This is a genomic window from Clostridium aciditolerans (assembly GCF_016316925.1).
Lineage (GTDB): Bacteria > Bacillota > Clostridia > Clostridiales > Clostridiaceae > Clostridium_AM > Clostridium_AM aciditolerans.
In genome coordinates this window covers 394,518-420,869 of the sequence record NZ_JAEEGB010000005.1, presented here as the reverse complement: position 1 = coordinate 420,869, position 26,352 = coordinate 394,518, and the positions used below count along the sequence as shown (strand labels likewise).

Here is a 26,352-nt window from a genome sequence, read left to right as displayed (position 1 = left end):
AAATAAGTAATTCAAGTAACTTTAATTATTGCAAAATGTTAAAATAAGTATCGAAATTTTTACAAATTAACATTTATTTGAAGAAAAAAATAAAAAAAAATCAAATTAAGCAGGTTTTTTTTGTATGTCGTAGAATATTATAGTAAAAATGTATTCGGGAGGTGTATTATGGAATCTGCTTCGAGAAAATCTTATGATATTTTTAATTCAACTCAACCTATAAGGAAACTAAATTTTCATAAAGTCATAATTCTTATTAGTACTGTTTTACTCGTTCTTTATGCAGAAAAGAAAAATTATATCTTTTTTCATAGTACTATAGAAACGCTGAATACAGCTGTTTGTTTTGGGTTAAGCATTATTGCGATTAACACCTATAGAATATCTTGCAACAATTATTTTACCTATCTAGGAATTATGTATGGTTTCGCATCTTCCTTTAACTTTCTTCATGGTGCAGCTTTTGCCGGCATATTTAGCGGCTCAAAAGATTCAATCAACATATCTTTGCAGTTTAATATGATATATAGACTTATGGAAGGCTTTTCGCTTATTATATCGTTTATATTTTTACATAAAAAAATAAAGCCTTATTTAGTATTTTATTGTTATGCATTAAGTTCTATTTTTCTGGTATACATAATTGTTAATACAACTTTACTACCAAATTTTTTTGTATATGGCTCAGGACTAACTAGTCTTGAAAATAAGTGCGAATATATAATTATTTTTAATATGATAGTATTTATTTACTTATTGATAAAAAGTAAAAATTATTTTAGTACTAAAATTACCTTTTATATGATTATATATGCACTTATAACAATATCAATAAGATTCGTAACTATTTATACCGACTCCGTTTACAATGATTTTAGTTTTATAGCACATATCTTAAAGTTTATATCATATTATTTTTTATACAAAGCTTTAGTAGCAGAAGTATTGAATACTCCTTTTGATATGTTGTTCCGTAAACTAAATATGAGAAATCTAGAGTTGAAATTAAAAGCTTTTGATTTAGAAAAGGCAATTAATAAGTTAAATGAAGAAAAATTTAGGTTAGAAGAAATAAAGAAGGAGCTTGAGATTAGTAAAGATATGTATAAAAGACTTTTAGAGTTTTTGCCTGATGCGGTTATATTGAGAACTGATGATAGAATAATTTTTGCCAATAACTCAGCTGTTGAATTATTTGGAGCAGAAAATCAAAAAGAACTAGTAGGGAAATTGCCCATTGACTTTATCTGTGAAGAATGCTTAGAAGAGTTAAATTATAGATTAGATGGACAAAGAAGAGGAGTAAAAAATAGTTTTGATTTTGTTGAATATAGATTAACTACATTAGATGGCAGAATAATTGATGTTGAGTTAAAAAGTTGCTCAATTATGATTAAAGAGGAGAATATATTTATAACAGTTATATATGATGTTTCTGAAAGAAAAAAAGCTGAGAAAACTGCAAGATTATTAAATGAAGCCCGTGAAAATGAAAGGCTTAGAACAGAGTTTTTTGCGAACCTATCTCATGAATTTAGAACTCCTTTAAATGTAATATATAGTGCCTTACAAGTTATGGATATAAAGTTTAAAGATGAAACTATGGAAAAGTATAATTTTATAATAAAACAAAATTGTCATAGGCTATCAAGGTTAACAAATAATATAATTGATTCAACGAAAATTAGCTCTGGATTTTTGAAGTTGAATTTATCCTATAGTAATATTGTTTCTACTGTTGAAGATATTTCATTATCCGTTTCTTCATATATAGAATCAAAGGATATGACATTGATATTTGATACAGAAATTGAAGAGAAATATTTAGATTTTGATCCAGAAGCAATAGAAAAGGTTATTTTAAATCTTCTATCGAATGCGGTTAAGTTTGGAAGAGAAAATGGAACGATATTTGTTAATGTTTGTGATAGAAAAGACGCTGTAATCATATCTATAAAGGATAATGGAATAGGAATTCCAAAGGATCAGCAGCCTTTTGTATTTAATAGATTTAAACAAGTAGACAAGTCCTTCACTCGAAATAGAGAGGGAAGTGGTATTGGATTAGGATTAGTAAAGTCTCTTATTGAGCTTCACGAAGGAACTATTACATTAATAAGTGAAGAAGGATTCGGAAGTGAATTTATTATAGAGCTGCCTGCAACAGAATTTTGCAAAGACTATTCTAGCAGCACGTCAGCTTTAGAGTATAATTTAAATGAGAAAGTAAGTATTGAGTTTTCTGATATATATTCATAAGTTTAATATCATATCTTTCATAAATGAATAATAGTATATCATATAAGATATACTAATGATAACTTATAATTATATTTTAAACCATTGACTCTAGTGTATAATTATGGTAAAATATTTAAAACTAAATTATTAAAAGCTACGAAGAGAAGAAGTAAGATATATATATTTTTTACAGAGAGTTCCTGGCGCTGAGAGGGAGCAAAGAAAAGTATTCTGAATACATCTCTGAGCATCACACCAAACCTTTCATTTTTGAAAGAAGTAGGCTGTTGACGGATCCTTTCCACCGTTAAAAGGATAGAGTATCATGTGATATTGCATTGTACTCGAAAAGGTTAATACTGTGAGGTATTAATAAATGAAGGTGGTACCACGGGAATACACTCTCGTCCTTATATATTTATAAGGATGGGAGTTTTTTTATTTTTAAATATATTTTTTAAATTATATAATCGATTAAAATAAAGGAGGAGTTTATATGATAAGTGTTAAGGAACAAATTAAAATTATACAAAAAGGAGCTGCTGAGATAATTAATGTTGAGGAATTAGAACAAAAATTAATTAAATCACAAACAGAAAATAGACCTTTAGTAGTCAAATTGGGACTTGACCCAAGTGCACCAGATATTCATCTTGGGCATGCAGTAGTTTTAAGAAAAATTAAGCAGCTTCAAGATTTGGGTCACAAGGCAGTCATAATAATAGGTGACTTTACAGGAATGATAGGTGATCCTACAGGAAAGTCTAAGGCAAGAAAGCAATTAACTAAAGAACAAGTAATTGAAAATGCTAAGACTTATGAAAAACAAATATTCAAAGTTTTAGACAGAGAAAAAACTGAAGTAAGATTTAATAGTGAATGGTTAGGCAAGCTGAATTTTAGAGATGTAATTGAACTTGCTTCAAAACTAACAGTAGCAAGAATGCTTGAAAGAGAAGATTTTAAAAATAGATTTAACAATCAAATTAGTATTGGAATACATGAATTTTTTTATCCTTTAATGCAAGCCTATGATTCAATAGAATTAAAGGCGGATATTGAATTAGGAGGAACTGATCAAAGATTCAATATCTTGATGGGAAGAACTATGCAAAAAGAATACAATCAAGAAAGCCAAATAGCTATGTTTATGCCAATATTAGAAGGAATAGATGGAAAAGAAAAAATGAGTAAAAGTCTTGGAAATTACATTGGAATAAACGAAAGTGCAGAAGAAATTTACACTAAAGTTATGCAAATTCCTGATGAATTAATAATAAAATACTTTGAATTAGCTACTGATATACATCCAGATGAAATTGATAAAATAAAAGCTATGCTTGAAACTAATGAGGATAACCCAAGAGATGTTAAGATGAGATTGGCAAAGGAAATTGTAATATTATATCACGGTGATAAAGCAGCATCAGCAGCAGAAGCTAATTTTAAAAATGTTTTTCAAAATAATGAAATTCCTGAAGATATACCTAGTGTGGATATAGTAAAAGGTGAAAATATAATAGATATTATTACTAAATCAAAGCTTGCACCGTCCAAGAGTGAGGCAAAGAGATTAATGCTTCAAGGAGGAATAAGGGTAAATGGAGAAAAGGTTTCAGATTTTGAGAATACACCTCTGAAAAATGAGGATATAATTCAAGTAGGAAAGCGAAAGTTTGTTAAAGTATTAAAAGAAGCATAAACAGGATTCTTAGCTTAAGGTGGAGTTTTGTCTACGACCACTGGGCAATTCTGCCCGTTAAATGCCATTTAGGCATTTAACCTCCATCTGAAGCTTAGAAGCCGTTATCCAGGGTCGTAGCGCCACTTATCCCCAACTTTAAGAAAAGCAGAGAGCCAAAATCTTAAGTAGATATCCCAAATCTGTGATTTGGTGATAGTCACTTACACAGAGTGCTGATTTGGGGCGAATCGCTTTCACAGAGTGCGTTGGGGTATTAGTGGCGGTAGACATCGGATAAATTATATGATATACAAAATGTACAGTTGGATTAAAGATTATTATTTGAAGTTATGTTAAAAAAATACAATGTTCATATAAATATTATTAATTATAGAGGGGAGATAGTATGAACATTTTTTAAAGAAGAATAAAACTCAAGACTATCTATATAGCTCAGTTAGAAAGTTAGAAAAAATTATGGATGTATATATTAGTAGCTTGGATGCGATGAAGGATTGTATTGGTAAATGTACGATAAGAATTGAGAAAAGAAAAAGTGAAATTGACAAATCTAAAAAAGAAATTGGAATTTGTAAAAAGAAAATGTATGAAAGCATTAATAACGGAAAAAAGTAAATATTCTAAATTGACGAAAGAATATGATAATTTACAAGAATATTTAGATGAACTACAAAAAAATTATAATGCAGAAAAGTATCCTATAAAAAAATTAGAGAATAGCTGTTGCGAATTAGTTATAAAAATTGATGAAGTAAAATGGAGCAAAAACCAAATAGAAGGTAGATATATTGATGCTAAAATAGGCAGAATAACAAGAAGTTTGATGGTAAGCTAACTAGGAATATAAAATATAATGTATAATGAATTGAAATAACCTCTAATTTAATTAATTATTAAATTAGAGGTTATTTCGTTGCTATATATTAGCAGCAACATATAAATTACTTAATACCACTTATTTTACCTTTTAATGCTTTTAAGCGTCCGTTTACATAGTTAAGAAGCTCAGATTTATTATCCTTTATATCATTTGGAGCATTGGAAACTATAGTAATAATATCTAATTTATTTGCTTTTACTTCATTGCCTACTTCAAAAGCTAAGCACCTATTTTTAACTTTCCAATAGGTATTGTTAAATTCAACTGCTTGCCTCTTATTGTAGTATCCTTTTTCAACACCAAATTGAAATAAGTCTGCTGCTGCTTCTAATTCTTCTAAATCTTCAGCTTCTAAAGTTTCATTAATAAGAGTCTGAAATGTTTTCATTTTAGCCCCCCTCTTTTTATTGTATTAATAGTATTTTAAGCTTATAATATGGTTCATATACTGGAGTATATTGGTCTCAATACCATTAGTATAGACAGTAACATTTATACCTTTTTTATTTGTTTTTGTCAATATGTATTTCTAAAAGGAGGCTCAATATGATGGTTAGGGAATATTTGCTAGACGCTAATATAGTTATAACAATTTGGAGTAAATATCCAGAGTTATTTGATATTATTGAAAAATATAGCTGGGTGAATTTCAATATTTCTGAAAGCATAGCTAAGGAGCTATGTAAAAAAGAATTTAAAGAAGTAAATGGAACGCCTGTGCTTTCAAATAAATTTTTAAAATTATTAAATCATATAGTCAACGATGAAGTCCATGATATAAATAAAAATAATAAGAATCATATTAAAATAAAATATAATTATAAAAATAAATTCTATTTTATAAACGGCAGTAAGATATCTAGCAATGACTACAATCTTATATGTATTTGTGAAAAAAATGAAAAGTATACTTTGGTAACAGGAGATAAAAATATACTTAAAAGTGCGGTGAGTATATTAGGGCCCTCCAAGGTAATGAACTTTGAAAATTTTATTGAGGATTTAAAGCAGAATGAAATTTTAATAGAGGACAATTGTCCTTTGTCCTCTAAAAATAATACTTCGTATTATTAAGTCTTGTAACATCTTCCTGCATATAAGATTACTGACTGTCTTACTCCTATTTAAATGTTATAGTTATATATTCAGAGTTGTTTAATTCATCGGTATAGTATGTCCAACTATAGCTTCCTCCTTTTGACAATGAGGTATAAGCTTTATTTACTGCTGAAGCTACAGCATATACATTAGCGTCGTAATTTAAGACTCTAAGACTTAATACAGAATCACCGTTAGCAAGAGAAGTTTTTATAGATTTATAGAAATCGCTGTAGCTTTTTATTGGTATTATCACGTTCCCATTTTTATCTTTTTCAGCAATATTTAAATTTTGAAAATTGTAGGTTGTACTAAAACATTGAGGATACTCGCTTTTGTTCCATTTATGATTTTTGCTTATCTGATCATCTGTGAGATTCAAATAAGTATATCTTGAATCGTTAGACCCGTCTTCAGTTACAGGATCATCCCAGGTTGTATCTAAATGATAGTACTGTCCTCCTATTTTAACAATATTCCAAGCATGAGCTATCCAACTTTTGCCGTCATTAGCATCTCCTGATATCACAGTGGATTCAATACCGACAGCTTTTAAAAGCATGTACATTGCTTCTGAATATCCTTGACAAGCTCCAATGCCATTAATCAATACACCATAAGCGGTGTTAGAATCATTTGGCATGTTTTTGGTGAAAAATCTTTTATCATATTTAGTGTTATTTACCAAATAGTCATGGAGAACTACTTCTTTTTCATAATCCTTCATATCCGGTTTAATTACTTTTCCCACAATTTCTTGAACCTTTTGTTGAACTGCCTTTTCCTTATTTTTCAGAGTTTCTGTACTATCACTGTATTTAAAGTCAATCTTTACCTTAAAGGGTATAGATGGTTGAACAGAAATTTTTGCTTCTGTACAAACACCTTGAAGTTCAGGATTGTCCTTTAGGACTTTTTTAAATGAATCTAAATTATACACATTTTTATCGTAATGGTTTATTCTAAGAGTTAAACTGCTATCATAGCTGAGCATAGCTTTTTTTACAGCATTATAGTATTCATCGTAGTTATTGATTTTTACACTAGACTGAGAGCTAGTACTACTAAAAACGCCTTTAGAGGATTGAGAAATAAAAATAATAATTAAAACTATTAAGGAAAATATAAAGACTTTACATAGAGTCTTAGCTTGAGTGTGTCTAAACATAATTATCTCCTTTTATATAGGGTTAATATTGATGATATAATCTTCTATTCATATAAGTACCATGATTTTATTTTAAGGACAACAAGAATATAAATACACAATTGGGAATTTATTGGGAAAGATAAAAGGAATAATTAACTGAATATTAAAACATTTGGTTTTATGTGTAATTAAACTTTATTTTTTACCGATATAATGATAAAATATAGTTTAATTATGAAAGAAGGTGCTTTAATTAGGTTCAATATGGGGAGGGTTTTCTTTATGACGGATGAATTATTATACAAATATGATGAGAATAAATATAATTTAGGAGTTTTACCAGATGAAGCGGAGAAAGCCCTAATAGAAGGAAATAAAAGATTCGTAGCTGGGAGGTTTTTGAAAAAAGATTTTTCAGAAGAGATTCGTTTAAGGCTTTCTAGAGATTTACAGAGACCACTAGCGGTGGTGCTTACTTGTGCTGATTCAAGAGTTGCTCCAGAAGTAATATTTGATCAGGGGTTAGGAGATATTTTTGTAGTACGTAATGCGGGAAATGTAGTTGATAGTATTGTACTTGGCAGTATTGAATATGCAGTGGATCAATTTAAGATACCATTGATTCTTGTGCTAGGTCATGAGAAATGTGGTGCAGTTAGATGCGCAGTGGATGGAACTGAAACATCACAAAATATAAGTACAATTATGGATAAAATTATTCCTACTGTAAAATCAATAAAATCTTCTAATATGAATGATGATGTAGAAGAAATCGCCTCAAAAGTTGAATATGAAAATGCAAGACAATCTACTAAAAGAATTTTAGAGAGCTCCATAATTAGCCGTTTTGTGGAGGAGAAAAAGGTTAAAGTAATTACAGCCAAATATCATTTAAAAACAGGAAAAGTAGAGATATTAAAGTAATAATTATAACTTTATGGGTTATATTTGGACAAAATATAGGGACTAAACTCTTCTCTATGGAATATAGTAAAGAAAAAGCTATATACAAGAGAGGAGGAATGGGTTACTATGGATTTAGAACAGTTAAATATACTTGGAGCTCAGTTAACTTTTTTAGGAGATGGATTACTGGTTTTAGCGGCAGAAAAAGAAGCAAGCTTAGATCAAATAAAAGATAAAAAGGAAAAAGAGGAGCAAAGTCAGTTAGCTACTAATTTAAATACATGTGGAAATTTCATTGTTTTATTAGGAGATACAATATCTGCACTAGTGGTTCAACAAGAATCAGAAAAAACTTTTCAAAATGAAAAAGAGACTGATCCTATTACTTTGGAGGCCACTCGTGAAAACTTAATAGGAGCATGGTTAAGGGTTATTAGTGATGTTTTTAGTTATAGAGCAGCAGTTTTAATAGCTAGTGTTCGTTGAAAATTATAATAGTAAAACAAATTAATTTGTTTTAAAGGAGTACCTTGATCTATAGGTACTCTTTTACTTTGCATTAAATGCAAAATTTTAATATACTTTCTTATATTTTGGGCAAAATATAAGAAAGTATATTAAAAAGATTTCTAACCTCAGTATTTACAGTATTTTTTTATATTGTCAAATTAACACTTGATAATATAAGGAGATTATATTATAATGAATTGATTTATACGGAAAGAAGGAATGTAAATGAAAGAAATGAAGTTTAGTGATTTAGGACTTAATAGTGATATACTTAAAGCCATTGATGGAATGGGATTTGAGGAGCCTTCTAATATACAGGCTGAAGTTATACCTGTTATTTTAGAAGGTTTTGATGTTATTGGCCAGGCTCAAACTGGTACGGGAAAAACACTTGCTTTTGGTGCGCCAGTTTTGAGTAAATTTAATGGATCACAAGGAAAAATATCAAGTATTATATTAACTCCTACAAGAGAATTAGCTATACAGGTAAATGATGAATTAGTGCGTGTGTCTAAATATTCTAGAATAAAACTTTTACCTGTTTATGGCGGCCAACCTATTGAAAGACAGATTAAAGCTCTAAGAAAAGGAATAGATATGGTGGTTGGTACTCCTGGTAGAGTTTTAGATCTTATAAGAAGAAATGTAATTGATTTAAGTGGTGTTAAGTTTCTTGTGCTTGATGAAGCTGATGAGATGCTTAACATGGGCTTTATTGACGATATAGAAAGCATTATACAAGAGTGCGGAAGTGATAGACAGACATTATTATTTTCAGCTACTATGCCTAATGAAATTAAAAAACTAGCAAAAAGATATATGAAGTCTGATGCTAAACATATATCAATAGTGAAAAATGCTATGACAGTATCTACTATTAATCAGTACTACTATGAAATTAAACAAAAAGATAGATTTGAATCTTTATGCAGAATTCTTGATGTAGATGAGCCTACTACAGCAATTATTTTCTGTAAGACTAAAAGAGGTGTAGATGAATTAGTAGAATCTATGCAAGCTAGAGGATATAACGTAGAAGGTATGCATGGAGATATGAGCCAGAATCAAAGAATGAATACGCTTAGAAGGTTTAAAGAAGGAAATCTAGAATTCCTTGTGGCAACAGATGTTGCAGCAAGAGGTATTGATGTTGAGAATGTAACACATGTTATCAACTATGAATTACCACAAGATATAGAATCATATGTACATAGAATTGGTAGAACAGGAAGAGCTAATAAAGAAGGAATAGCATATACTCTTGTTACTGCTAGAGAATATATGACTCTTAAGCAAATAGAAAAGGTTACAAAGAGCAAGATAAAGAGAAAAGAAATACCATCAATTGATGATATATTCCATTCAAAATATAAAAATATATTAAATAGAGTAAAAGAAACTCTAGAGCAAGAGGATTATAAGAAGTTTGTTCCGTTAGCCGCAGAACTTGATGAGGAATTTAACCTTGTTGATGTAGCTGCAGCTTTAATGAATATAGTCTATGGTAAGGAAATAAGCTTTGATTATACAGAAGATCGTATAGGTGGAGAATCAAATTATGTTAGATTATTCCTAACTGTTGGACGTATGGATAGGGTTAATCCAAAGGAAATGCTTAGATTCTTCAGTGATAATGCAGATGTACACAAAGAAGATATAGGAAATATAGATATACTTGAAAAGTTCTCTTTTGTTGATGTAGCTGAAGGCGCAGTTAATTCATTGATAAAGAACTGCTCAGGTAAAAAGTTATGTGGAAGAAAATTAAAGATGGAAGTATCTACAGGAAGAAGATAATTTTCACTATAATATAAAAGGTCCTAATTGCTTCGGCAATCAGGACCTTTTATATTGACTAAAATACTTTTATAGATGTTTTCTTTGGAAGTGTTCCTAGAAATTTTGCATTTTCATTTGCAATTCTTAAACCGTATCCGCTGTCGTCTGCGGATGAATAAAAGACTTTTAATCCATCTATTTGTGTAAAGTTTTCCATAGGAACTCCGTTAAAATTTAAATGATTACCTTGAAGTCCTAAGGAATAAATCCCTTTATTAATTTCACCAGAAAAAACATCAAAACATCTAATTTGTTCCCATGAATTATTTACTTTTTGATATATTTTGCAGATATGACCTGAAGTATTTACCATTACATAATAATCTGTGTTTGATTTAAAGTTCTTAGTTTCGTCTGATATATAATTAATATTTTCATTTATTTTATCTATTATTTTGGTATCTATTTTACCGGTAATGGATAAATTATTTTTTTTCTGAAAGTCCTTTATAGCTGCAACTGTATCAGAACTTTTTAAGTTTCCTGTTAGCTGTATTTTATATCCTAAGTATATAAGTTTTTTTTGAATATCTGCAGATACAGGACTAAATCCATCGCTATCGTCTATGGAATAATTGGAGGAGTATTTTAACAAGGCTTTAGCTGTCTGTGGTCCAAATATTCCATCAGCTTTTAAACAAAATTTCTTTTGAATTTCTAACACTGCCTCTTTAGTATATTGTCCGTACACTCCATCTTCAGCTAGGCCAGCACCACAGTATAGGTTTAAGGCACTTTGTATGTCTTTAACTATAGAGCCCTTATCACCAGGCTTTACAACTTTGTTAGAGCATATATTATAATTATATGCTGGCTGTTTTGCGATGTTATTTGTTGCTGGCTGCTGTGCATGTACAGATTTGTTTGAAACAGATATTCCAGCAGCAATAGATGCTATAACCAATAGTTGTTTTGTATTTTTCAAGTTAGGTTCCTCCTTTGTGATAAATAAATCTAAGTGTGTAACAATAATGAATTTAATGAAAATTCATGTAGAGTAATAAGTTTTACATATGTTAAATACGAATATAGTCTCGATTATTGGGGGGTATTATGTAAAAAAATATCATAATATATGGTCAAATATCTAAAAGTTAACTTTATACGTTGCATATATGGATTATTTATCATTAAAAGGATAAAAGCATGTTATAGTTAACATGCTTTTACTCAAAATATTTCAGTCTGAGTTAGTGAATTTATGATAAGGTTTAAAGGAAATCCCAAAAAGTAGCAGGTTCCAATAGCAGCTAGTGTATCATAAACATTAGATTTATTAAAACTATTTATTTTAACTTTTTTTTCTGATCCATTAAAATCTAATATAAAATTTATACCAGATTGAGAGTACCGTATATCCTTTGCCATAAAATCTGCAGTTGCATTTATGCCATAAGTGATTGCATCAAAAGGAGCATTTTTACTTATCTTGTTTAAAAGCGGGTCATCTACATTAATCAATCCAAGTCCACATACTTTAAAAAGTTTCATTATTGAATTTTTATAGTTATCTTCCTTTTTAAAATTAGAGAAATTCTTGTTTAAATCTGTAAAAATTCTAATATCAAAATCATATAAATTAGCTCTATGATAGGTTAAAGATGAATAACTATATTCTTTTATAGATATATTTTTAGCAGTATCTACAATTTTTGAGCTTTTACCTAAATACTGAAGTATTGCTCTTATTAGACGAGTGACAGGCTCTCTATCTTCACTACCAGTGATTCCAATAAAATTAAATTTTTCTGATGTTTTATCATCGACTTGAATTACATCATATGAAATCTCATTGAATATATGACGATGCTCCATTTATATTCCTCCTCTATTATTTCAACTAAGCTTCAAGTGAGATTTTAAAACTTTATTTAAAGCAAATTTTACTTTATAGCTTATACTATTATTATAGTAATAATTTTTGCTATGTTTATTGCTAAAAATGCTTAATATATTGCAAAAGTTGTTTTATTATATAATAGAGAGAAAAATATATATGAGGAGTAAATTATGAATGGTAACAATCATGTCTTAAATATAAAAAGAGGATACCTAAAGGAAGATTTTATTTTCTTTCACTTAAAAGAGAAAAAACAAATAGAATTTGAGTTTCATTATCATGATTTTAATAAAATTGTAATATTTATATCAGGCAAAGTTACGTATTTAATTGAAGGTAAAGCTTATGAGTTAAAACCCTGGGATATACTTTTTGTAAGCAACAATGAAGTTCATAAACCACTTATTGATCCTGAGGAAACTTATGAACGTATAGTTATATGGATTAATTCAAAATTTTTAGAGAAGCATAATACGAAAGGTAACAATTTAATGACATGTTTTGAATTGGCTTCTAGCCAAAAGTGCAGCCTTTTGAGATTAAGTCCTGAATTATTAATCAGTATAAAGAATACAATGTCTCAACTTGAAGCAGCATACAAAGGTACTGAATTTGGTAATTATGTATTAAAAAATGCTTTGTTTTTACAGGTGATGGTATACTTGAATAGGCTGGCATTAAGAAGTGAAAATAATAGTAGAAATAGTGACATTAAGTATGATGAAAATATAGATGCTATTTTAAATTATATAAATACAAATCTTAATAGTGATTTATCTTTAGATAAACTTTCAGACAAGTTTTACATGAGTAAATACTATTTAATGCATAAGTTTAAGAAATATACAGGATACACAATATATAATTATATAATGCAAAAAAGAATTATAATGGCCAATAATTTAATAAAAGGCGGGAAACCAATAACAGAAGCTTGTTTTGAATGTGGATTTGGTGATTATTCAAGTTTTTTAAAAGCTTTTAAGAAAATTTTCGGAGCATCTCCGAAACAGTATTATAAAGCTTTAAAAGAGCTTGAATAATCACAATAAGAACTTCCTCGATTATTATATTAGACGTAGATTATTTGAAATCCGCTTCAAAAGTTATAAAATTTATAAGTATAGTACGTATTTAAACATAAGCCAGTAGTGGCAGAAGCTTCCTGCCAAAACAAATATGTGGAATATTTCATGAAAACCGAAGTATTTTAAATTAATTTTAGGCCATTTAGTTGCATAAATTACGCCTCCGATAGTATAGGCAATTCCACCGGCAAATAGCCATGCCATTGCTCCAGGAGAAAAAACCTTATTTAGAGGATATATAGCTATAATCACTAACCATCCCATAAAAATATAGAAAAGAGTGGATAACCATCGTGGAGCGTTAAACCAAAAGTTCTTTATTATTATGCCTATAATTGTAAGACCCCATATAGTACCAAAAATACTCCATCCCCAGGCACCTCTTAGGGCAATTAAGCAAATAGGAGTATAACTTCCAGCAATTAAAAGATAAATCATAGAGTGATCAACTCTTCTAAGTATATTAATTGCCTTTTGAGAAACAGATGCCAGGTGATATATTGAGCTAGCAGAATAAAGTAATATTAAACTGGCTCCAAAGATAGAAAAGGTTACAATATGCCAGATACTATTCTGTGTAGCGGAGTAGACAATTAAAATAACTAACCCTACAATTGAGGCAAAGACACCAAATAAATGTGTTAATCCGCTAATTGGTTCACGAAGCTTTGCAAACATAACATCATTCCTTTTAAATTATTAATGTTTATATTCCAACATGTAGTTTTGAGAACTACATGTTGTTATGTTTAAATCATATATCTGTGTTAGCTATATAGCAAGTTGAATTTTAGTTATGATTCCTAAGTTATGGATGATTTGAAGGATATAACTCTTCATACATATATCTTTCACGGCTTTTTACAACTATACATTATTAGAAGATAAAATAGGTTTTATGACAATAATAACTACAACCTTAGATATTTATATTTGTATTTTACTACAAATAATAGCGAAATTACACCAGGAAATGAAAAAGATTTCAATAGCGAATAAACACTGTAAGTTTAAGGTATAATGCTTTCTTCATAAAATCTACACAGATACTTGTTATTCTGATAATATAAGTGTTATTGAGGTGAGTGATATGAACAATATATTAATTATAGAAGATGAGAAAAAAGTATATGATGTATTAAAGGCTTACTTAGAAAAAGAAGGATACAAGGTTTATTGTGCAGACAGTGGAACAGAAGGGTTAAAACTCTTTGATTCTATCAAATTTAAACTGGTTATATTAGATTTAATGCTTCCAGATATCCAAGGAGAAGAAATATGTGAAATTATGAGGGCTAAATCAGATGTATACATTTATATGTTAACAGCTAAGTCTTCCCTAGAAGATAAGATAGAAGGGCTTAATATAGGAGCAGATGAATACTTAGTAAAGCCTTTTAGCCCAAGAGAACTTACTGCTCGTGTAAACGCATTATTTAGAAGAATAGATACAGAAGATTCTAATGTTTTATCTTTTAATAATAATGAGTTAGAAATATATAAAGACAGCAGAATAGTAAAGTTAAAAGGAGAGGAAGTAGCATTAACCCCTAATGAATTTGACATATTATATTTACTTGCAGTGAATAAAGGTAGAGTATTTAGTAGAGAGCAATTAATAGAAAAAGTATTTGGAATAGATTTTGAAGGATTCGATAGAACAGTAGATGTTCATATAAAAAATATAAGAAAGAAAATAGAGGCTGATAGTAAAAATCCTAAATATATTTTAACTGTTACAAGAGTGGGATATAAGTTTGGTGGTGAAAGCTGATGTATAGCATAAGAAAAAAACTGAGTATTATATTATTAGTTTGCTCAGTACTCGCAACAGTACTTACTGCTATTTTCGTGAATTTTACAATAAATAATAAGTTTAATCAGTACATGGTTGATATTCAAAATAAAAGAAACGAAAGAATAGTACAATATTTTCAAGAAGTTTATAAAAGAGATAAACAGTGGACAAAAGAATCAGGAAAAGAGATGGAACATGAGGCCTTTATGAGTAATTACTGTTTAACTTTATTAGATGCAAATAAAAAGCTAGTTTGGACAATGGATCCAAATGATATTAGAGAAAAAAATCATCTGACAATGATTAATGATAAAGAAAAGGGAGTGTATAATACAATTAATCTTCCCATTAGATACAATGAGAAGATTGTGGGATATGTGGGCATAGGTCAATATTCTTCGGTTTTATTATCTTCAGAAGATATAAATTTCAAACTGTCAATTAATAAAGGAATTGCAGCAAGTATTATCTTTACTTTAATTATTGTTATTTTTACAAGCTTATATTTTTCAAAACAATTTTCTGTACCTATTAGAGAGGTATCTAATATATCTGTTAATCTTTCACATGGTGATTATAATACTAGGTCAAATGCTAAGACTGATATACTAGAGCTTGAAAATCTTAAAGATAGCATAAACACATTAGGAGAGAAGCTTAAACAACAGGATTTATTAAGAAGAAGATTGGTATCTGATATTTCTCATGAAATTAGAACTCCTTTAAATATACTTCAAAATAATTTAGAAGCTATGATTGATGGTATTTTCCCTGTGAATACTGAACAGTTAACAGCTCTTAATGATGAGGTTATTAGGTTTGGAAAGCTTTTAAATAACCTAAATGTTTTAAAAGAATCTGAAGCAGAAGGCATTTTACTAAACAAAGAAAAGGTTTCAATAGACGAGCTTATAGCAGCTGTATGCGATGATTTTATGATTGTATCAAAAGAAAAAAATATAGAGTTAACTTATAATCTTAAGCATAATGAAGATTATATAATTTTAGGTGATAGAGATAAATTAAAACAAGTATTTATAAATATCTTATCTAATGCAGTAAAATTTACAAATGAGAATGGTAACATATGGGTTAATCTTGCAAAAAATAAGAATGAGATTATTGTTAGTATAAGAGATACTGGTATAGGAATTAGTAAAGAAGATTTGCCATTTATATTTGAAAGACTCTATAGAGGAGATAAAAGTAGAAATAAGATTGATGGAAGCGGTATAGGTTTAACTATAGTAAAAAATATATTGACTTTTCATTCTGCTTCTATTAATGTAGAAAGTGAAGTTAATAAAGGTTCTACATTTACTATACATTTTAAATCTTTATCTTCATAATTTCTTCATAAAGTTAATGTATTATGTATATAAAGACAAAAGAATTGAAAAACTTAATTATATATTTAGTTGCTATTGAATAATTGATTCAATAGCAATTAAAAAAATTTTTTACCACCCCACAGGGGTGAGGGAGGCGCTGCATGAACGAGGAAAGAAAAAAAGCTTTACAAGCATTAAAAACTTCAAAGGGACAAATTGAAGGAATAATAAAAATGATTGAGGAAGGCAGATACTGTATTGATATATCTAACCAAATAGCTGCATCACAGTCATTGTTAAAAAAGGCTAATTTACTAATTTTAAAACAACATTTAAATCATTGTGTAAAAGATGCTTTCATGAACAATAGTGGAGATAAAAAAGTAGATGAGGTAATAGATTTGCTTTCAAAATTATTAAAAGATTAAACAAAGGGGGATGAGGTAATGACAAGTAGAACCTTAAAAATAGAAGGCATGACCTGTGCAGCTTGTGCCAAAGCTGTAGAAAGAGTGTCAAAAAAGCTAGATGGTGTTACTAAGGCTAGTGTAAATCTTGCAACAGAAAAGTTAAGTATTAATTTTGATGAATCAAAAGTTAATATTCAAGATATACAAGCAGCAATAGAGAAAGCAGGATATAAGGCTTTAATGGAAGCTACAAATAAAACCCTAAAAATAGAAGGCATGACCTGCGCAGCTTGTGCTAAGGCTGTAGAAAGGGCATCGAAAAAATTAGATGGAGTGTATGAAGCTAATGTGAATTTTGCAACAGAAAAGCTGAATGTAAGCTTTGATGCTTCAAAAGTCAGTGTTGCAGATATACGAAAAGCAATAGAGAAAGCAGGATACAAAGCTCAAGCAGAGGCAGTAAACAAAACCTTAAAAATAGAAGGCATGACTTGTGCTGCTTGTTCTAAAGCTGTAGAAAGAGTTACTAAAAAATTAGATGGTGTTTTAGAGGCAAATGTAAATCTTGCTACAGAAAAACTAAATGTAAGTTTTGAGCCTTCTAAAGTAAAGTTATCAGATATAAAAAAAGCAATTGAAAAGGCAGGATATAAAGCACTAGAAGAAGAGACTACTGTAGATACAGATAAGGAAAAGAAAGAAAAGGAAATAAAAGCACTATGGAATAGATTTTTAGTGTCCGCTATATTCGCAGTTCCGCTGCTTATAATAGCTATGGGGCCAATGATTGGTGAGAAATTAGGATATATGCCGCCGCCAACTATTGATCCAATGCATCATCCTCAAGTATTTTCTATAATACAATTACTTTTAGTATTACCTATAATGGTTGCTGGAAGAAAGTATTTTACTATCGGTTTTAAAGCATTATTTAAAAGAAGTCCAAATATGGATTCTCTTATAGCGATAGGTTCATCAGCTGCCTTTATTTATAGTGTTTTTGCAGTATATCAAATACTTCTAGGTAATTTAAATTATCACTTATATTTTGAATCAGCAGGTACCATACTTGCCCTTATTACCTTAGGTAAATATCTGGAATCTGTTGCTAAGGGAAAAACCTCAGAAGCTATAAAGAAGCTTATGGGACTTGCACCAAAGACTGCTACAGTAATTAGAGAAGATAAAGAATTAGAGATACCTATAGATGAAGTTGAGGTTGGAGACATAATTGTAGTAAAACCTGGTGAAAAAATTCCTGTAGATGGAGAGGTAACAGAAGGAATTACCGCAGTAGATGAATCCATGCTTACAGGTGAAAGTATACCTGTAGAAAAAAATGTTGGAGACAAAGTTATTGGAGCAAGCATAAATAAAAATGGTTCTATTAGATATAAAGCTACTAGAGTTGGTAAGGATACAGCATTGGCTCAAATTATTAGATTAGTAGAAGATGCTCAAGGGTCTAAGGCTCCAATTGCAAAATTAGCAGATGTTATATCAGGATATTTTGTACCGGTAGTAATAAGCTTAGCTACAATTGCTGCTTTAGCTTGGTATCTATACGGTGAAACTGGAGTATTTTCACTTACAATATTTATATCAGTATTAGTTATTGCCTGCCCTTGTGCCTTAGGATTAGCAACACCAACTGCTATTATGGTAGGTACCGGAAAAGGTGCTGAGTACGGTGTGCTTATAAAAAGTGGTACTGCGCTAGAAACAGCACATAGAATTCAAACTATAGTATTTGATAAAACTGGAACTATAACTGAAGGCAAACCTAAGGTTACGGATATAATTACAACTGAAGGTACAGATGAAAGCTATTTGCTTCAATTGGCAGCTTCAGCAGAAAAGGGGTCAGAACACCCCTTAGGAGAAGCAATAGTTAAGGAGGCCGAAAATAGGGAAGTTGAACTGAAAAAACTTGGTCTATTTAAGGCTATACCAGGACATGGAATAGAAGTTACTATAGATAATAATAGAATTCTGCTTGGAAACAAAAAGCTTATGGATGAAAGTAATATTTCCTTGGAAAACTTAGAAGAAAAATCACAGGTTCTAGCTGGGGAAGGTAAAACCCCTATGTATATAGCCCTTGAAGGAAAACTCATCGGTATAATTGCCGTAGCAGATACAGTTAAAGAACACAGCAAGAGAGCTATAGAGAAACTTCACTCTATGGGAATTGAAGTAGCGATGATAACTGGAGACAACAAGAAAACCGCAGAAGCAATAGCAAAGCAGGTTGGAATAGATAGAATACTTGCAGAGGTTTTACCGCAGGATAAGGCAAAGGAAGTTAAGAAGCTTCAGAGTGAAAACAAAAAAGTTGCTATGGTTGGAGACGGCATAAATGATGCACCAGCATTAGCTCAAGCTGATATAGGTATAGCTATAGGGTCTGGTACAGATGTAGCAATGGAATCTGCAGATATAGTCTTAATGAGAAGTGACCTAATGGATGTAGTTACAGCTATAGATTTAAGTAAGAAAACTATAAAAAATATAAAGCAAAATTTATTCTGGGCTTTTGGTTATAACACCTTAGGCATCCCAGTAGCTATGGGAATATTGCATATATTTGGAGGACCACTTTTGAATCCAATGATAGCAGCTTTAGCCATGAGTTTAAGTTCAGTATCTGTGTTAACAAATGCTCTAAGATTGAAAGGATTTAAACCATCAATATAGTTAAAATAGCGAATAGAGAATCATATATTCACTATTCACTACTAAATATAATTTAAATTATATAAATGAAAGGAGAAATTAAAATGAAAAAAAGAATAATAGTTGAAGGCATGAGTTGTGGACACTGCGTTAATCATGTTAAAACAGCTTTAGAAGATCTTAATGGAGTAACTAATGTATCCGTTGATTTAGCTTCTAAAACAGCTGTAGTTGAAGCAGGCAGTGACATTCAAGATGCTGATATTAAATTTGCTATTGAAGATGCAGGTTATGAAGTTGTAAGTATTGAAGAAGCATAGTAAATAGAAGTTTATAAGAAGAGGGTTTCATAAAAGGTAGCTTTTATGAAGCCCTCTTCTTATAAAATGCAAGCTTCAACATATCTTTGTATATACAAAAATATATGGTTTTAAAGAATAAATGACAATAGTATGATATTAAGGATGATGTTACCTAATAATAATAATAATAATAAAAGTAACTTTGAGTAAATTTATTTAAACTACATATAATATTTTAAGTAATGATATGAGAATATGTAGAAAGGAATATGATTAATGGAGAATGAAAAATAAAAGCATTGTGAGTATAATTCTTGTTTTAATATTAGCTATAGTTTTTATTTTTAACTTTACAAATGAAAAGAATAATAATCAAGTACAGATAGATAATGCTTCGAAGGCAAGGTCTATAGAATCACATAAATTAGAAAATGATAAAAAGAGTACGGTTAAAGAAGAAACTGATAAAAAAGATTTTAGTGATAAAAATGCAGTTAACAAAAATACAAAGGATACTAACAGAAATGAAGCTATTGCCAAGGAACAGGATAGTATTAACATATCTTCTAGTACAGTAACATCAGTTCCATGGGAGAATGATGAGAATTTCAAAAAGGCTCAAGAGAAATATGGAACACATATAATGATGTGTGCATATTGTGCTGTATTAAATGATCCTCTTCCTGGAGAAGAAGAGAATGTACATGTTGGAGCTAAACTATTATGTGGAACCCTAGTAGAGCCAAGTAAAGTGTTTTCACAGAATAGAACTATAGGACCCTATATACAGTCAAGGGGATATAAGAAAGGTCCTACCTACGAAGGTTCACATTTGACAGAAACCATTGGAGGAGGGGTGTGCAAGATTGCATCTACGCTTTATAACGTAGCTATAATGGGTAATTTACCAATTGTCGAAAGACATGCACATTGTATGCCAGTTTCTTATGTACCATATGGGCAGGATGCTACGGTTTGCTATGGAAGCTTGGACTTTAGATTTAAGAATAATACTGATTCTTCTATACTTATATGGTCTCAAGGCATAGATAACAGACTATATATTGGTTTTTATGGTAAGAGCAAACCTCCAAAAGTGGAATGGCATCACCAAGTACTAAGTTCAAAAAAAACTTCAAAAGTCTATAAAACAAACAAGTCTTTGTCATCAAATGAAGAAAAACTTGTTGTGACAGGAATGGACGGTGCAATCATAAAGTCATGGATAACAATAGAAAATCCAGATGGAACTATACAAACTAAACAATTAGGTGAAAGTAGGTATTTACCATTGCCATATATTTATGAAAGACGAAGCTAATGTATAAATTTACTAACTACAAGAGGCTAATGACAGAACTGATTATAAATGGTCAGATTATGAATTCTTATTTAAAGATAAGATAAATTGAATATAATTTTTGATTACGTCAATAATTAATGTTGTATTAATTATAAAGGAAGGTGAAAATATGGAAAAGACTGTTCTACATAAATTTTGTAAAAAAATTAATGATTATTCTTTTTCTATTGATTACTGGGATGGATCAAGTGAAAATTATGGTCAAGGTGATCCTGCCTTTAAAGTTATATTTAAGGATAAAATTTCTGGGATAAAGATATTAAAAGATCCTTCATTGGCCTTTGGAGAAGCTTATATGGATGGAATTATTGATTTTAAAGGCAATCTTCAGCAAATTGTTGAAACAGCCTATAGAATTAATATTCCTTTTTTTGAAAAGAAGAGTTTTGGAAGATTGAAAAAGTTTTTCTACAGTGAAAATAGATCAACTTCTTTAATAAAACAGCAAAAAGATATTGAGCATCATTATGATTTAGGAAACGATTTTTATGAACTGTGGTTGGACGAAACTATGAGCTATTCATGTGCTTATTTTTGTTCACCAGAGGATTCCCTTTATCAAGCTCAATTACAAAAAATTGATTACATATTAAAAAAGCTGCAGCTTCATCCAGGAGAATCCTTACTAGACATAGGATGTGGATGGGGTTGGTTGATTATTCGTGCTGCACAGCAATATGGAGTAAAAGCTTTAGGTGTAACCTTGAGTGAGGAACAATATACCAAAACAAAGCAGCGTATTGCTGAACTTGGCTTATCAGGACAGGTAGATGTAAAATTGATGGATTACCGAACTCTTGCAGAAAGTGATGGTGGTAAATTTAATAAAGTAGTCAGTGTTGGAATGGTAGAGCATGTGGGAGAAGCAAACTTACCTAAGTATATGCAAGCGGTAGATAAACTTCTTATTCCTGGAGGTATATCTGTTTTACACTGTATTACAGGACAAATTGAAGGGCCTTGTAATCGATGGATTCGCAAATACATATTTCCAGGGGGATATATCCCTTCAATTCGTGAGTTGATTTGGCTTTTACCTGAAAACGACTTTCACTTGCTAGATGCAGAAAGTCTGCGATTACATTATGCAAAAACTTTAGATCATTGGGCAAAAAACTTTGAAGAGAATATAGATCATGTTCGAGAAAAATATGGTGAACGTTTTATCAAAATGTGGAGACTGTACCTAAATTCTTGTGCTGCATCCTTCCGTGCTAGTGATTTAGACATTCATCAAATTATTTTCTCTAAAGGACTTAATAATAATTTGTCAATGACAAGACATCATTTGTATCGATAAATTATGATATCATATTTAAGTTCTCAAAAAAAAACTCCTTGTGGTTTAATGGATTTTGAGAGAAACCATACACAAGGAGTTTTTCATATAAATAACAAACTAGTTTTTTATAAATTAATAGAGAAAATCTTAAAACTTATAGTATATATTGCATTATTTATACAGTAAATACTTTTTGTTGAATATAGGGTCTCAAGCTACTGAATATATCTCTGTCTGATTTTTTCTAAATCAGCAGTCTTAATATTATCAACTACCTCAACAATACCAATAACTGTACTGTCCTTTACAATTCCGTATCCGCCAACTTTGTCAAAGGTAATGTTTAAATCAACAACAGCTTTCTTGCCGTCAAAGGATTTAAAGACATCTCCATTTTCCGCATTAACTAATTCAAATTTTCCCTCTGGATTATCGAATGAGGTTAAATCAAATGTTAATTTAGTGCTTAGATTTTTAGCTACAACAACTATAAGTGGTTTAAATTCATAGCCTACTCCCTTAATTTCAACATTTTGATTTTTCCCAGCAATAATTGCAGTTTTGATTATGGTTTCAGTTGGAACTTTGCTCAAATCACTACCATATATGCTAGGAGCCTGTGAGGGGCTAGATGAACTACCGCTAGGTGGAACAGCACCTCCGCAGCAGCTTCCACCTCCAGCAGGAGGTAATGATGGATCAGCCTTAGAGGTATCTACAGTATCTAAGTTATCTACTACTTTAATAACTCCTCTTATCATACCCATCCAACAACTAAAATTTAAATCTTTGTCCGTCGGTGTAAACTCTAGTACATTTTCGCCATTATTTAATTGTTGCTTTATGTTTAAGGATGGCACTACTATTGCGTTATTACAGGAGGTTATTTGCTTTCCATCTATAATCCACTTAACAGGAACTCCTTTTTTTACATATAGTACATTTGGGGTGTAGCCTCTTCCATCTGCAGTCATATTTATTGTTTGAATATCGTCTTTTAAGGTAGCTTTACTAATATTGGCACCAGAGGAACCTACAGCTTGGCTATTACTAGGCAAAAGAGAAGCTATAGAAGGAATAAAATTTACTCCGGCTAAAGATAAACCTCTGTTACCCATTATAAGTCCTAAAATAATTACAAGAACTCCACTAAATTTCAAAATCTTTTTTGTATACCCTTTACTTAAAAGACCAGATACTGCGCCAAAGGTAAGCATTAAAGGAACTGTACCTAAAGCAAACATGAACATTGAAAGAGCACCTTTAGCAGCACTGCCTGTACCAAGAGCGTATAGCTGCATTGTTTGAAGAGGTCCGCAGGGCATTAAACCATTTAAAATACCCACCATAAAAGGTGTTTTAGGTTTATTTTTCACTGAACAAAAGGACCAAGGAAGCTTTATTTGAAGCTTTCTAAATAGGCCGAAGCCTGCCATATTCAATCCCATAATAATCATAAATAAGCCAGCAAAAATCTGAAGAGATGCCTGAGTCTTTATAGATAATGAAAGTATTGAGCCTAGTGCACCTACAACTCCACCAAGAACAGTATATGATATTACTCTTCCAGTATTATATAATAAGGCAGGTTTAATAGCTTGAAACTTACTCCTGTTTCCATTGGATAAACTTTGTGAAAGCATTATGCCGCCACACATACCTACACAGTGTATGGATGTAAGAATTCCTACAACAAAGAGAACAAAATAAGTTGCTCCTTTAAGCATGTTGTTCATGTCAAAGCCGCCTGTAGAATTCCCTATAAGAATAATGGCCAGAGCTACTATTAATATACCAGCAAAACCAAAATTAGAATCTTTTTCAGTACTATAGCCAGCAGCTTTTATAGTATTTTTTATTTCTTTTAAACTGCAGATATTCGAATCAAATTCTACTTCTACAAGCTGTTTACTATAGCTGGCTGTAACATTAAAAACACCTACTAGCCCTTTTAGCGACCTTTCAATAGTTTTTTCACATGACGTACAAGTCATATCATATACTTCTATTTTTACAAATTTAACATTCATAAATTCACCTCATAAATTATTGCCACAATTTAATTTTATACTAATAGAATATCTGCAGCATATATTAAAAAATATATGCTGCAGCCCTATTAACCATAGTGTATAAAAAAGTTATGTAGAATTTATGAAGATAGATTAAATGAAATGATTGAAATTTTAACTTTCTATATAATTAGAGTTTTCCTTAATATTTGAAGCGGGTTTTAATTTTGATGTTTGTACTAAAATTACTCCACCTAAAATTGTTATCGTGGCTAAAATTATTTTTATGGATATAACTTCTTTTAGAAAAATAGCACCTAATATTACTGCCACCGGTGGATTTACATATGCATAGGTACCAGCTTTTGCGGCAGGCCATTTTTGTAAAATATAAATATAACAGCTATAACCAACCATAGAACCAAAGACCACCAAGTACAGTAATGCACCTAATCCTTTAGTAGTAAAGTGTACTCTTGAGAATTCACCTAAAAAAGTTCCAATTGCTGACAAGCAGATTCCTCCTGAAAGCATTTGTATGGCAATATTAGATATTGTTGATGCAGAAGAAGTAAAGCTTTTAGAATACACTGACCCTGATGCCCAGGACAATGATGATACAATCAGTAGTGACATACCTATAGTATCTACTGAAGTTTTATTCCAATCTGAAAGCACCAAAAAAGATACTCCTATAAAACCAATGAATAATCCTAACCATCCTTTTCCGTTGAGTTTTGTCTTGGAAGGTAATAAGGATTCTATAAGTGCCATGAAAAGGGGCACTGTTGCTACCATTAAAGATGCTATACCTGAGCTAACTCTAGTCTCAGCCCACACAACTGCACCGTTTCCTCCAACTAAAAGAAATATACCTACAATAGAAATTTTAAATACTTCAGATAAATTTTTAGGCATAGATAAGCCTTTTAATGCAGCATATCCAAACATCAAAGTACCTGCAATTATAAACCTAATACCTGCAAAAATTGTTGGTGGTAACTCACTTACGCCAATTCTTATTGCAAGGTAGGTTGAACCCCAAAAAATACAAACGGCGATATATGCTAATATCACTTTTTTGTTTTCATTCTTAACAGTCAATTCCATTTCTGATCCTCCATTCAATACTTATATGTTTACTCTCTACGTATGCCATTTTCCAATATAGTTGATAAAATGAGAGTAGTTGATGTTTCCTTGATACCTTGTATTTTCCATAAGGTATCAATAAAATTAGAAATATCCATTGGAGTGCTTGCTCTTATTTTTAGCACTATGCACCATTCACCAGCTAATCTGTGACATTCTTCAATAAATACGTTATTAACTTGCAATAATAAAATTTGATTTACAGTTTCTTTAAAATCTTCACAACTAATTTTAAGATATAGAAGAGTTTTAATTGGCTCTCCAAGCATTTCCCAATCAACTATTGCTTTATAACCTTTTATAATGCCATCTGCTTCTAATTTACTTACTCTTTGATGGATTGCAGGTCTTGAAATGTGGAGTGACTTGCTAATCTCTTCATGAGACATTCTTCCATTATCCTCTAGTGACTTTATAATACTTTTATCTATGTTATCCATCTTATTCATAATATCCCTCCTAATTACTAAGTATAATTTAAAGCTTCGATATGTCAACTATTAGTAACATAAAAGTAAAAAAATATTACTAATAGTATGTTATTAAAATTTAAAGTTAAGAATTTAATAGTTTCATAAATTATAAAAAATCAGCATCAATTACTATTCGTAACTAACTCAGCGAGTACTCATTCGGCAATAGGAGAAGGAGTTTCATATTTAAATTGAAATAATAGTCAATTTAAGAATTCCAGAAATTGAAAAATAAAAAAAAATAAATAACTACTTGATTAATTTTTATTTATATAGTAATATAATCACATAAAACA

The 26,352-nt window shown here is 30.3% G+C and carries 24 protein-coding genes and 1 other annotated feature; of the genes, 16 read left to right on the top strand and 8 right to left on the bottom strand.

What is annotated here, in order from left to right; all coding sequences use genetic code 11:
- The first annotated feature begins 168 nt into the window (after window positions 1-168).
- From I6U51_RS05645 to I6U51_RS05630, 4 genes are all read left to right on the top strand, one after another.
- Window positions 169-2,259, top strand: coding sequence for a sensor histidine kinase (locus tag I6U51_RS05645; protein WP_211141683.1), 2,091 nt, complete (start codon window positions 169-171; stop codon window positions 2,257-2,259).
- Between the two features lie 129 nt (window positions 2,260-2,388).
- Window positions 2,389-2,656 (top strand) — a binding site (T-box leader).
- A gap of 81 nt (window positions 2,657-2,737) precedes the next feature.
- On the top strand, window positions 2,738-3,943 hold the full coding sequence (gene tyrS, locus I6U51_RS05640; protein ID WP_211141682.1) for a tyrosine--tRNA ligase: 1,206 nt from the start codon (window positions 2,738-2,740) through the stop codon (window positions 3,941-3,943).
- A gap of 459 nt (window positions 3,944-4,402) precedes the next feature.
- A complete protein-coding gene (locus I6U51_RS05635) occupies window positions 4,403-4,561 on the top strand; it encodes a hypothetical protein (RefSeq protein WP_211141681.1) in 159 nt (52 codons plus the stop codon).
- On the top strand, window positions 4,533-4,781 hold the full coding sequence (locus tag I6U51_RS05630; RefSeq protein WP_211141680.1) for a hypothetical protein: 249 nt from the start codon (window positions 4,533-4,535) through the stop codon (window positions 4,779-4,781). Before I6U51_RS05635 ends, I6U51_RS05630 begins: the two co-directional genes overlap by 29 nt.
- A 106-nt stretch (window positions 4,782-4,887) precedes the next feature.
- Here the strand turns inward: I6U51_RS05630 and I6U51_RS05625 are convergent, their stop codons facing one another.
- Entirely contained in the window at window positions 4,888-5,214 is a 327-nt protein-coding gene (locus tag I6U51_RS05625; RefSeq protein WP_178908592.1) for a hypothetical protein, read from the bottom strand.
- 158 nt (window positions 5,215-5,372) lie between these two features.
- Here I6U51_RS05625 and I6U51_RS05620 point away from each other — a divergent pair, with 158 nt between their 5' ends.
- Entirely contained in the window at window positions 5,373-5,900 is a 528-nt protein-coding gene (locus tag I6U51_RS05620) for a PIN domain-containing protein (protein WP_211141679.1), read from the top strand.
- A 46-nt stretch (window positions 5,901-5,946) separates the two neighbouring features.
- On the opposite strand, the gene I6U51_RS05615 is transcribed toward I6U51_RS05620, so the two are convergent.
- Window positions 5,947-7,092 (bottom strand): transglutaminase domain-containing protein, encoded by a 1,146-nt coding sequence (locus I6U51_RS05615; protein WP_211141678.1) that lies wholly within the window; start codon window positions 7,090-7,092, stop codon window positions 5,947-5,949.
- Window positions 7,093-7,356: 264 nt separating this feature from the next.
- On the opposite strand from I6U51_RS05615, the gene I6U51_RS05610 reads away from it, so the two are divergent.
- From I6U51_RS05610 to I6U51_RS05600, 3 genes are all read left to right on the top strand, one after another.
- A complete protein-coding gene (locus tag I6U51_RS05610) occupies window positions 7,357-7,998 on the top strand; it encodes a carbonic anhydrase (RefSeq protein WP_211141677.1) in 642 nt (213 codons plus the stop codon).
- Window positions 7,999-8,106: 108 nt separating this feature from the next.
- The gene (locus I6U51_RS05605) at window positions 8,107-8,466 is read left to right on the top strand and encodes a hypothetical protein (protein ID WP_211141676.1); all 360 of its coding nucleotides are present in this window, start codon (window positions 8,107-8,109) and stop codon (window positions 8,464-8,466) included.
- Window positions 8,467-8,715: 249 nt separating this feature from the next.
- On the top strand, window positions 8,716-10,287 hold the full coding sequence (locus tag I6U51_RS05600) for a DEAD/DEAH box helicase (RefSeq protein ID WP_211141675.1): 1,572 nt from the start codon (window positions 8,716-8,718) through the stop codon (window positions 10,285-10,287).
- Between the two features lie 58 nt (window positions 10,288-10,345).
- Here I6U51_RS05600 and I6U51_RS05595 read toward each other — a convergent pair whose 3' ends face one another.
- Both I6U51_RS05595 and I6U51_RS05590 read right to left on the bottom strand, forming a co-directional pair.
- Window positions 10,346-11,254 carry a peptidoglycan-binding domain-containing protein gene (locus I6U51_RS05595; protein ID WP_211141674.1) on the bottom strand — a complete coding sequence of 303 codons (909 nt, stop codon included), beginning with the start codon at window positions 11,252-11,254 and terminating at the stop codon, window positions 10,346-10,348.
- A 245-nt stretch (window positions 11,255-11,499) separates the two neighbouring features.
- Window positions 11,500-12,144, bottom strand: coding sequence for a Mur ligase family protein (locus I6U51_RS05590; protein WP_211141673.1), 645 nt, complete (start codon window positions 12,142-12,144; stop codon window positions 11,500-11,502).
- A 195-nt stretch (window positions 12,145-12,339) separates the two neighbouring features.
- On the opposite strand from I6U51_RS05590, the gene I6U51_RS05585 reads away from it, so the two are divergent.
- A complete protein-coding gene (locus tag I6U51_RS05585) occupies window positions 12,340-13,212 on the top strand; it encodes an AraC family transcriptional regulator (protein ID WP_211141672.1) in 873 nt (290 codons plus the stop codon).
- 72 nt (window positions 13,213-13,284) lie between these two features.
- On the opposite strand, the gene trhA is transcribed toward I6U51_RS05585, so the two are convergent.
- The gene (trhA, locus tag I6U51_RS05580) at window positions 13,285-13,935 is read right to left on the bottom strand and encodes a PAQR family membrane homeostasis protein TrhA (protein ID WP_211141671.1); all 651 of its coding nucleotides are present in this window, start codon (window positions 13,933-13,935) and stop codon (window positions 13,285-13,287) included.
- Window positions 13,936-14,347: 412 nt separating this feature from the next.
- On the opposite strand from trhA, the gene I6U51_RS05575 reads away from it, so the two are divergent.
- The 7 genes from I6U51_RS05575 to I6U51_RS05545 all read left to right on the top strand — a co-directional run bounded on the left by I6U51_RS05575 (window position 14,348) and on the right by I6U51_RS05545 (window position 22,437).
- Window positions 14,348-15,031, top strand: a complete 684-nt coding sequence (locus tag I6U51_RS05575) for a response regulator transcription factor (RefSeq protein WP_211141670.1) — start codon at window positions 14,348-14,350, stop codon at window positions 15,029-15,031.
- The gene (locus I6U51_RS05570) at window positions 15,031-16,404 is read left to right on the top strand and encodes a sensor histidine kinase (RefSeq protein ID WP_211141669.1); all 1,374 of its coding nucleotides are present in this window, start codon (window positions 15,031-15,033) and stop codon (window positions 16,402-16,404) included. The genes I6U51_RS05575 and I6U51_RS05570 overlap by 1 nt, the downstream gene beginning before the upstream one ends.
- A gap of 143 nt (window positions 16,405-16,547) precedes the next feature.
- A complete protein-coding gene (locus tag I6U51_RS05565; protein ID WP_178908605.1) occupies window positions 16,548-16,814 on the top strand; it encodes a metal-sensing transcriptional repressor in 267 nt (88 codons plus the stop codon).
- A gap of 18 nt (window positions 16,815-16,832) precedes the next feature.
- A complete protein-coding gene (locus tag I6U51_RS05560; RefSeq protein ID WP_211141668.1) occupies window positions 16,833-19,493 on the top strand; it encodes a heavy metal translocating P-type ATPase in 2,661 nt (886 codons plus the stop codon).
- Between the two features lie 83 nt (window positions 19,494-19,576).
- A complete protein-coding gene (locus tag I6U51_RS05555; protein WP_178906122.1) occupies window positions 19,577-19,792 on the top strand; it encodes a heavy-metal-associated domain-containing protein in 216 nt (71 codons plus the stop codon).
- Between the two features lie 283 nt (window positions 19,793-20,075).
- Window positions 20,076-21,095, top strand: a complete 1,020-nt coding sequence (locus I6U51_RS05550) for a VanW family protein (protein WP_343069525.1) — start codon at window positions 20,076-20,078, stop codon at window positions 21,093-21,095.
- A gap of 151 nt (window positions 21,096-21,246) precedes the next feature.
- Window positions 21,247-22,437 carry an SAM-dependent methyltransferase gene (locus I6U51_RS05545; RefSeq protein WP_211141666.1) on the top strand — a complete coding sequence of 397 codons (1,191 nt, stop codon included), beginning with the start codon at window positions 21,247-21,249 and terminating at the stop codon, window positions 22,435-22,437.
- Between the two features lie 197 nt (window positions 22,438-22,634).
- On the opposite strand, the gene I6U51_RS05540 is transcribed toward I6U51_RS05545, so the two are convergent.
- From I6U51_RS05540 to I6U51_RS05530, 3 genes are all read right to left on the bottom strand, one after another.
- Window positions 22,635-24,449 carry an urease accessory protein UreH domain-containing protein gene (locus I6U51_RS05540; protein WP_211141665.1) on the bottom strand — a complete coding sequence of 605 codons (1,815 nt, stop codon included), beginning with the start codon at window positions 24,447-24,449 and terminating at the stop codon, window positions 22,635-22,637.
- 156 nt (window positions 24,450-24,605) lie between these two features.
- Window positions 24,606-25,541, bottom strand: coding sequence for an EamA family transporter (locus I6U51_RS05535; protein ID WP_211141664.1), 936 nt, complete (start codon window positions 25,539-25,541; stop codon window positions 24,606-24,608).
- A gap of 29 nt (window positions 25,542-25,570) precedes the next feature.
- Window positions 25,571-26,032, bottom strand: coding sequence for an Lrp/AsnC family transcriptional regulator (locus I6U51_RS05530; RefSeq protein WP_211141663.1), 462 nt, complete (start codon window positions 26,030-26,032; stop codon window positions 25,571-25,573).
- Between the last annotated feature and the right edge of the window lie 320 nt (window positions 26,033-26,352).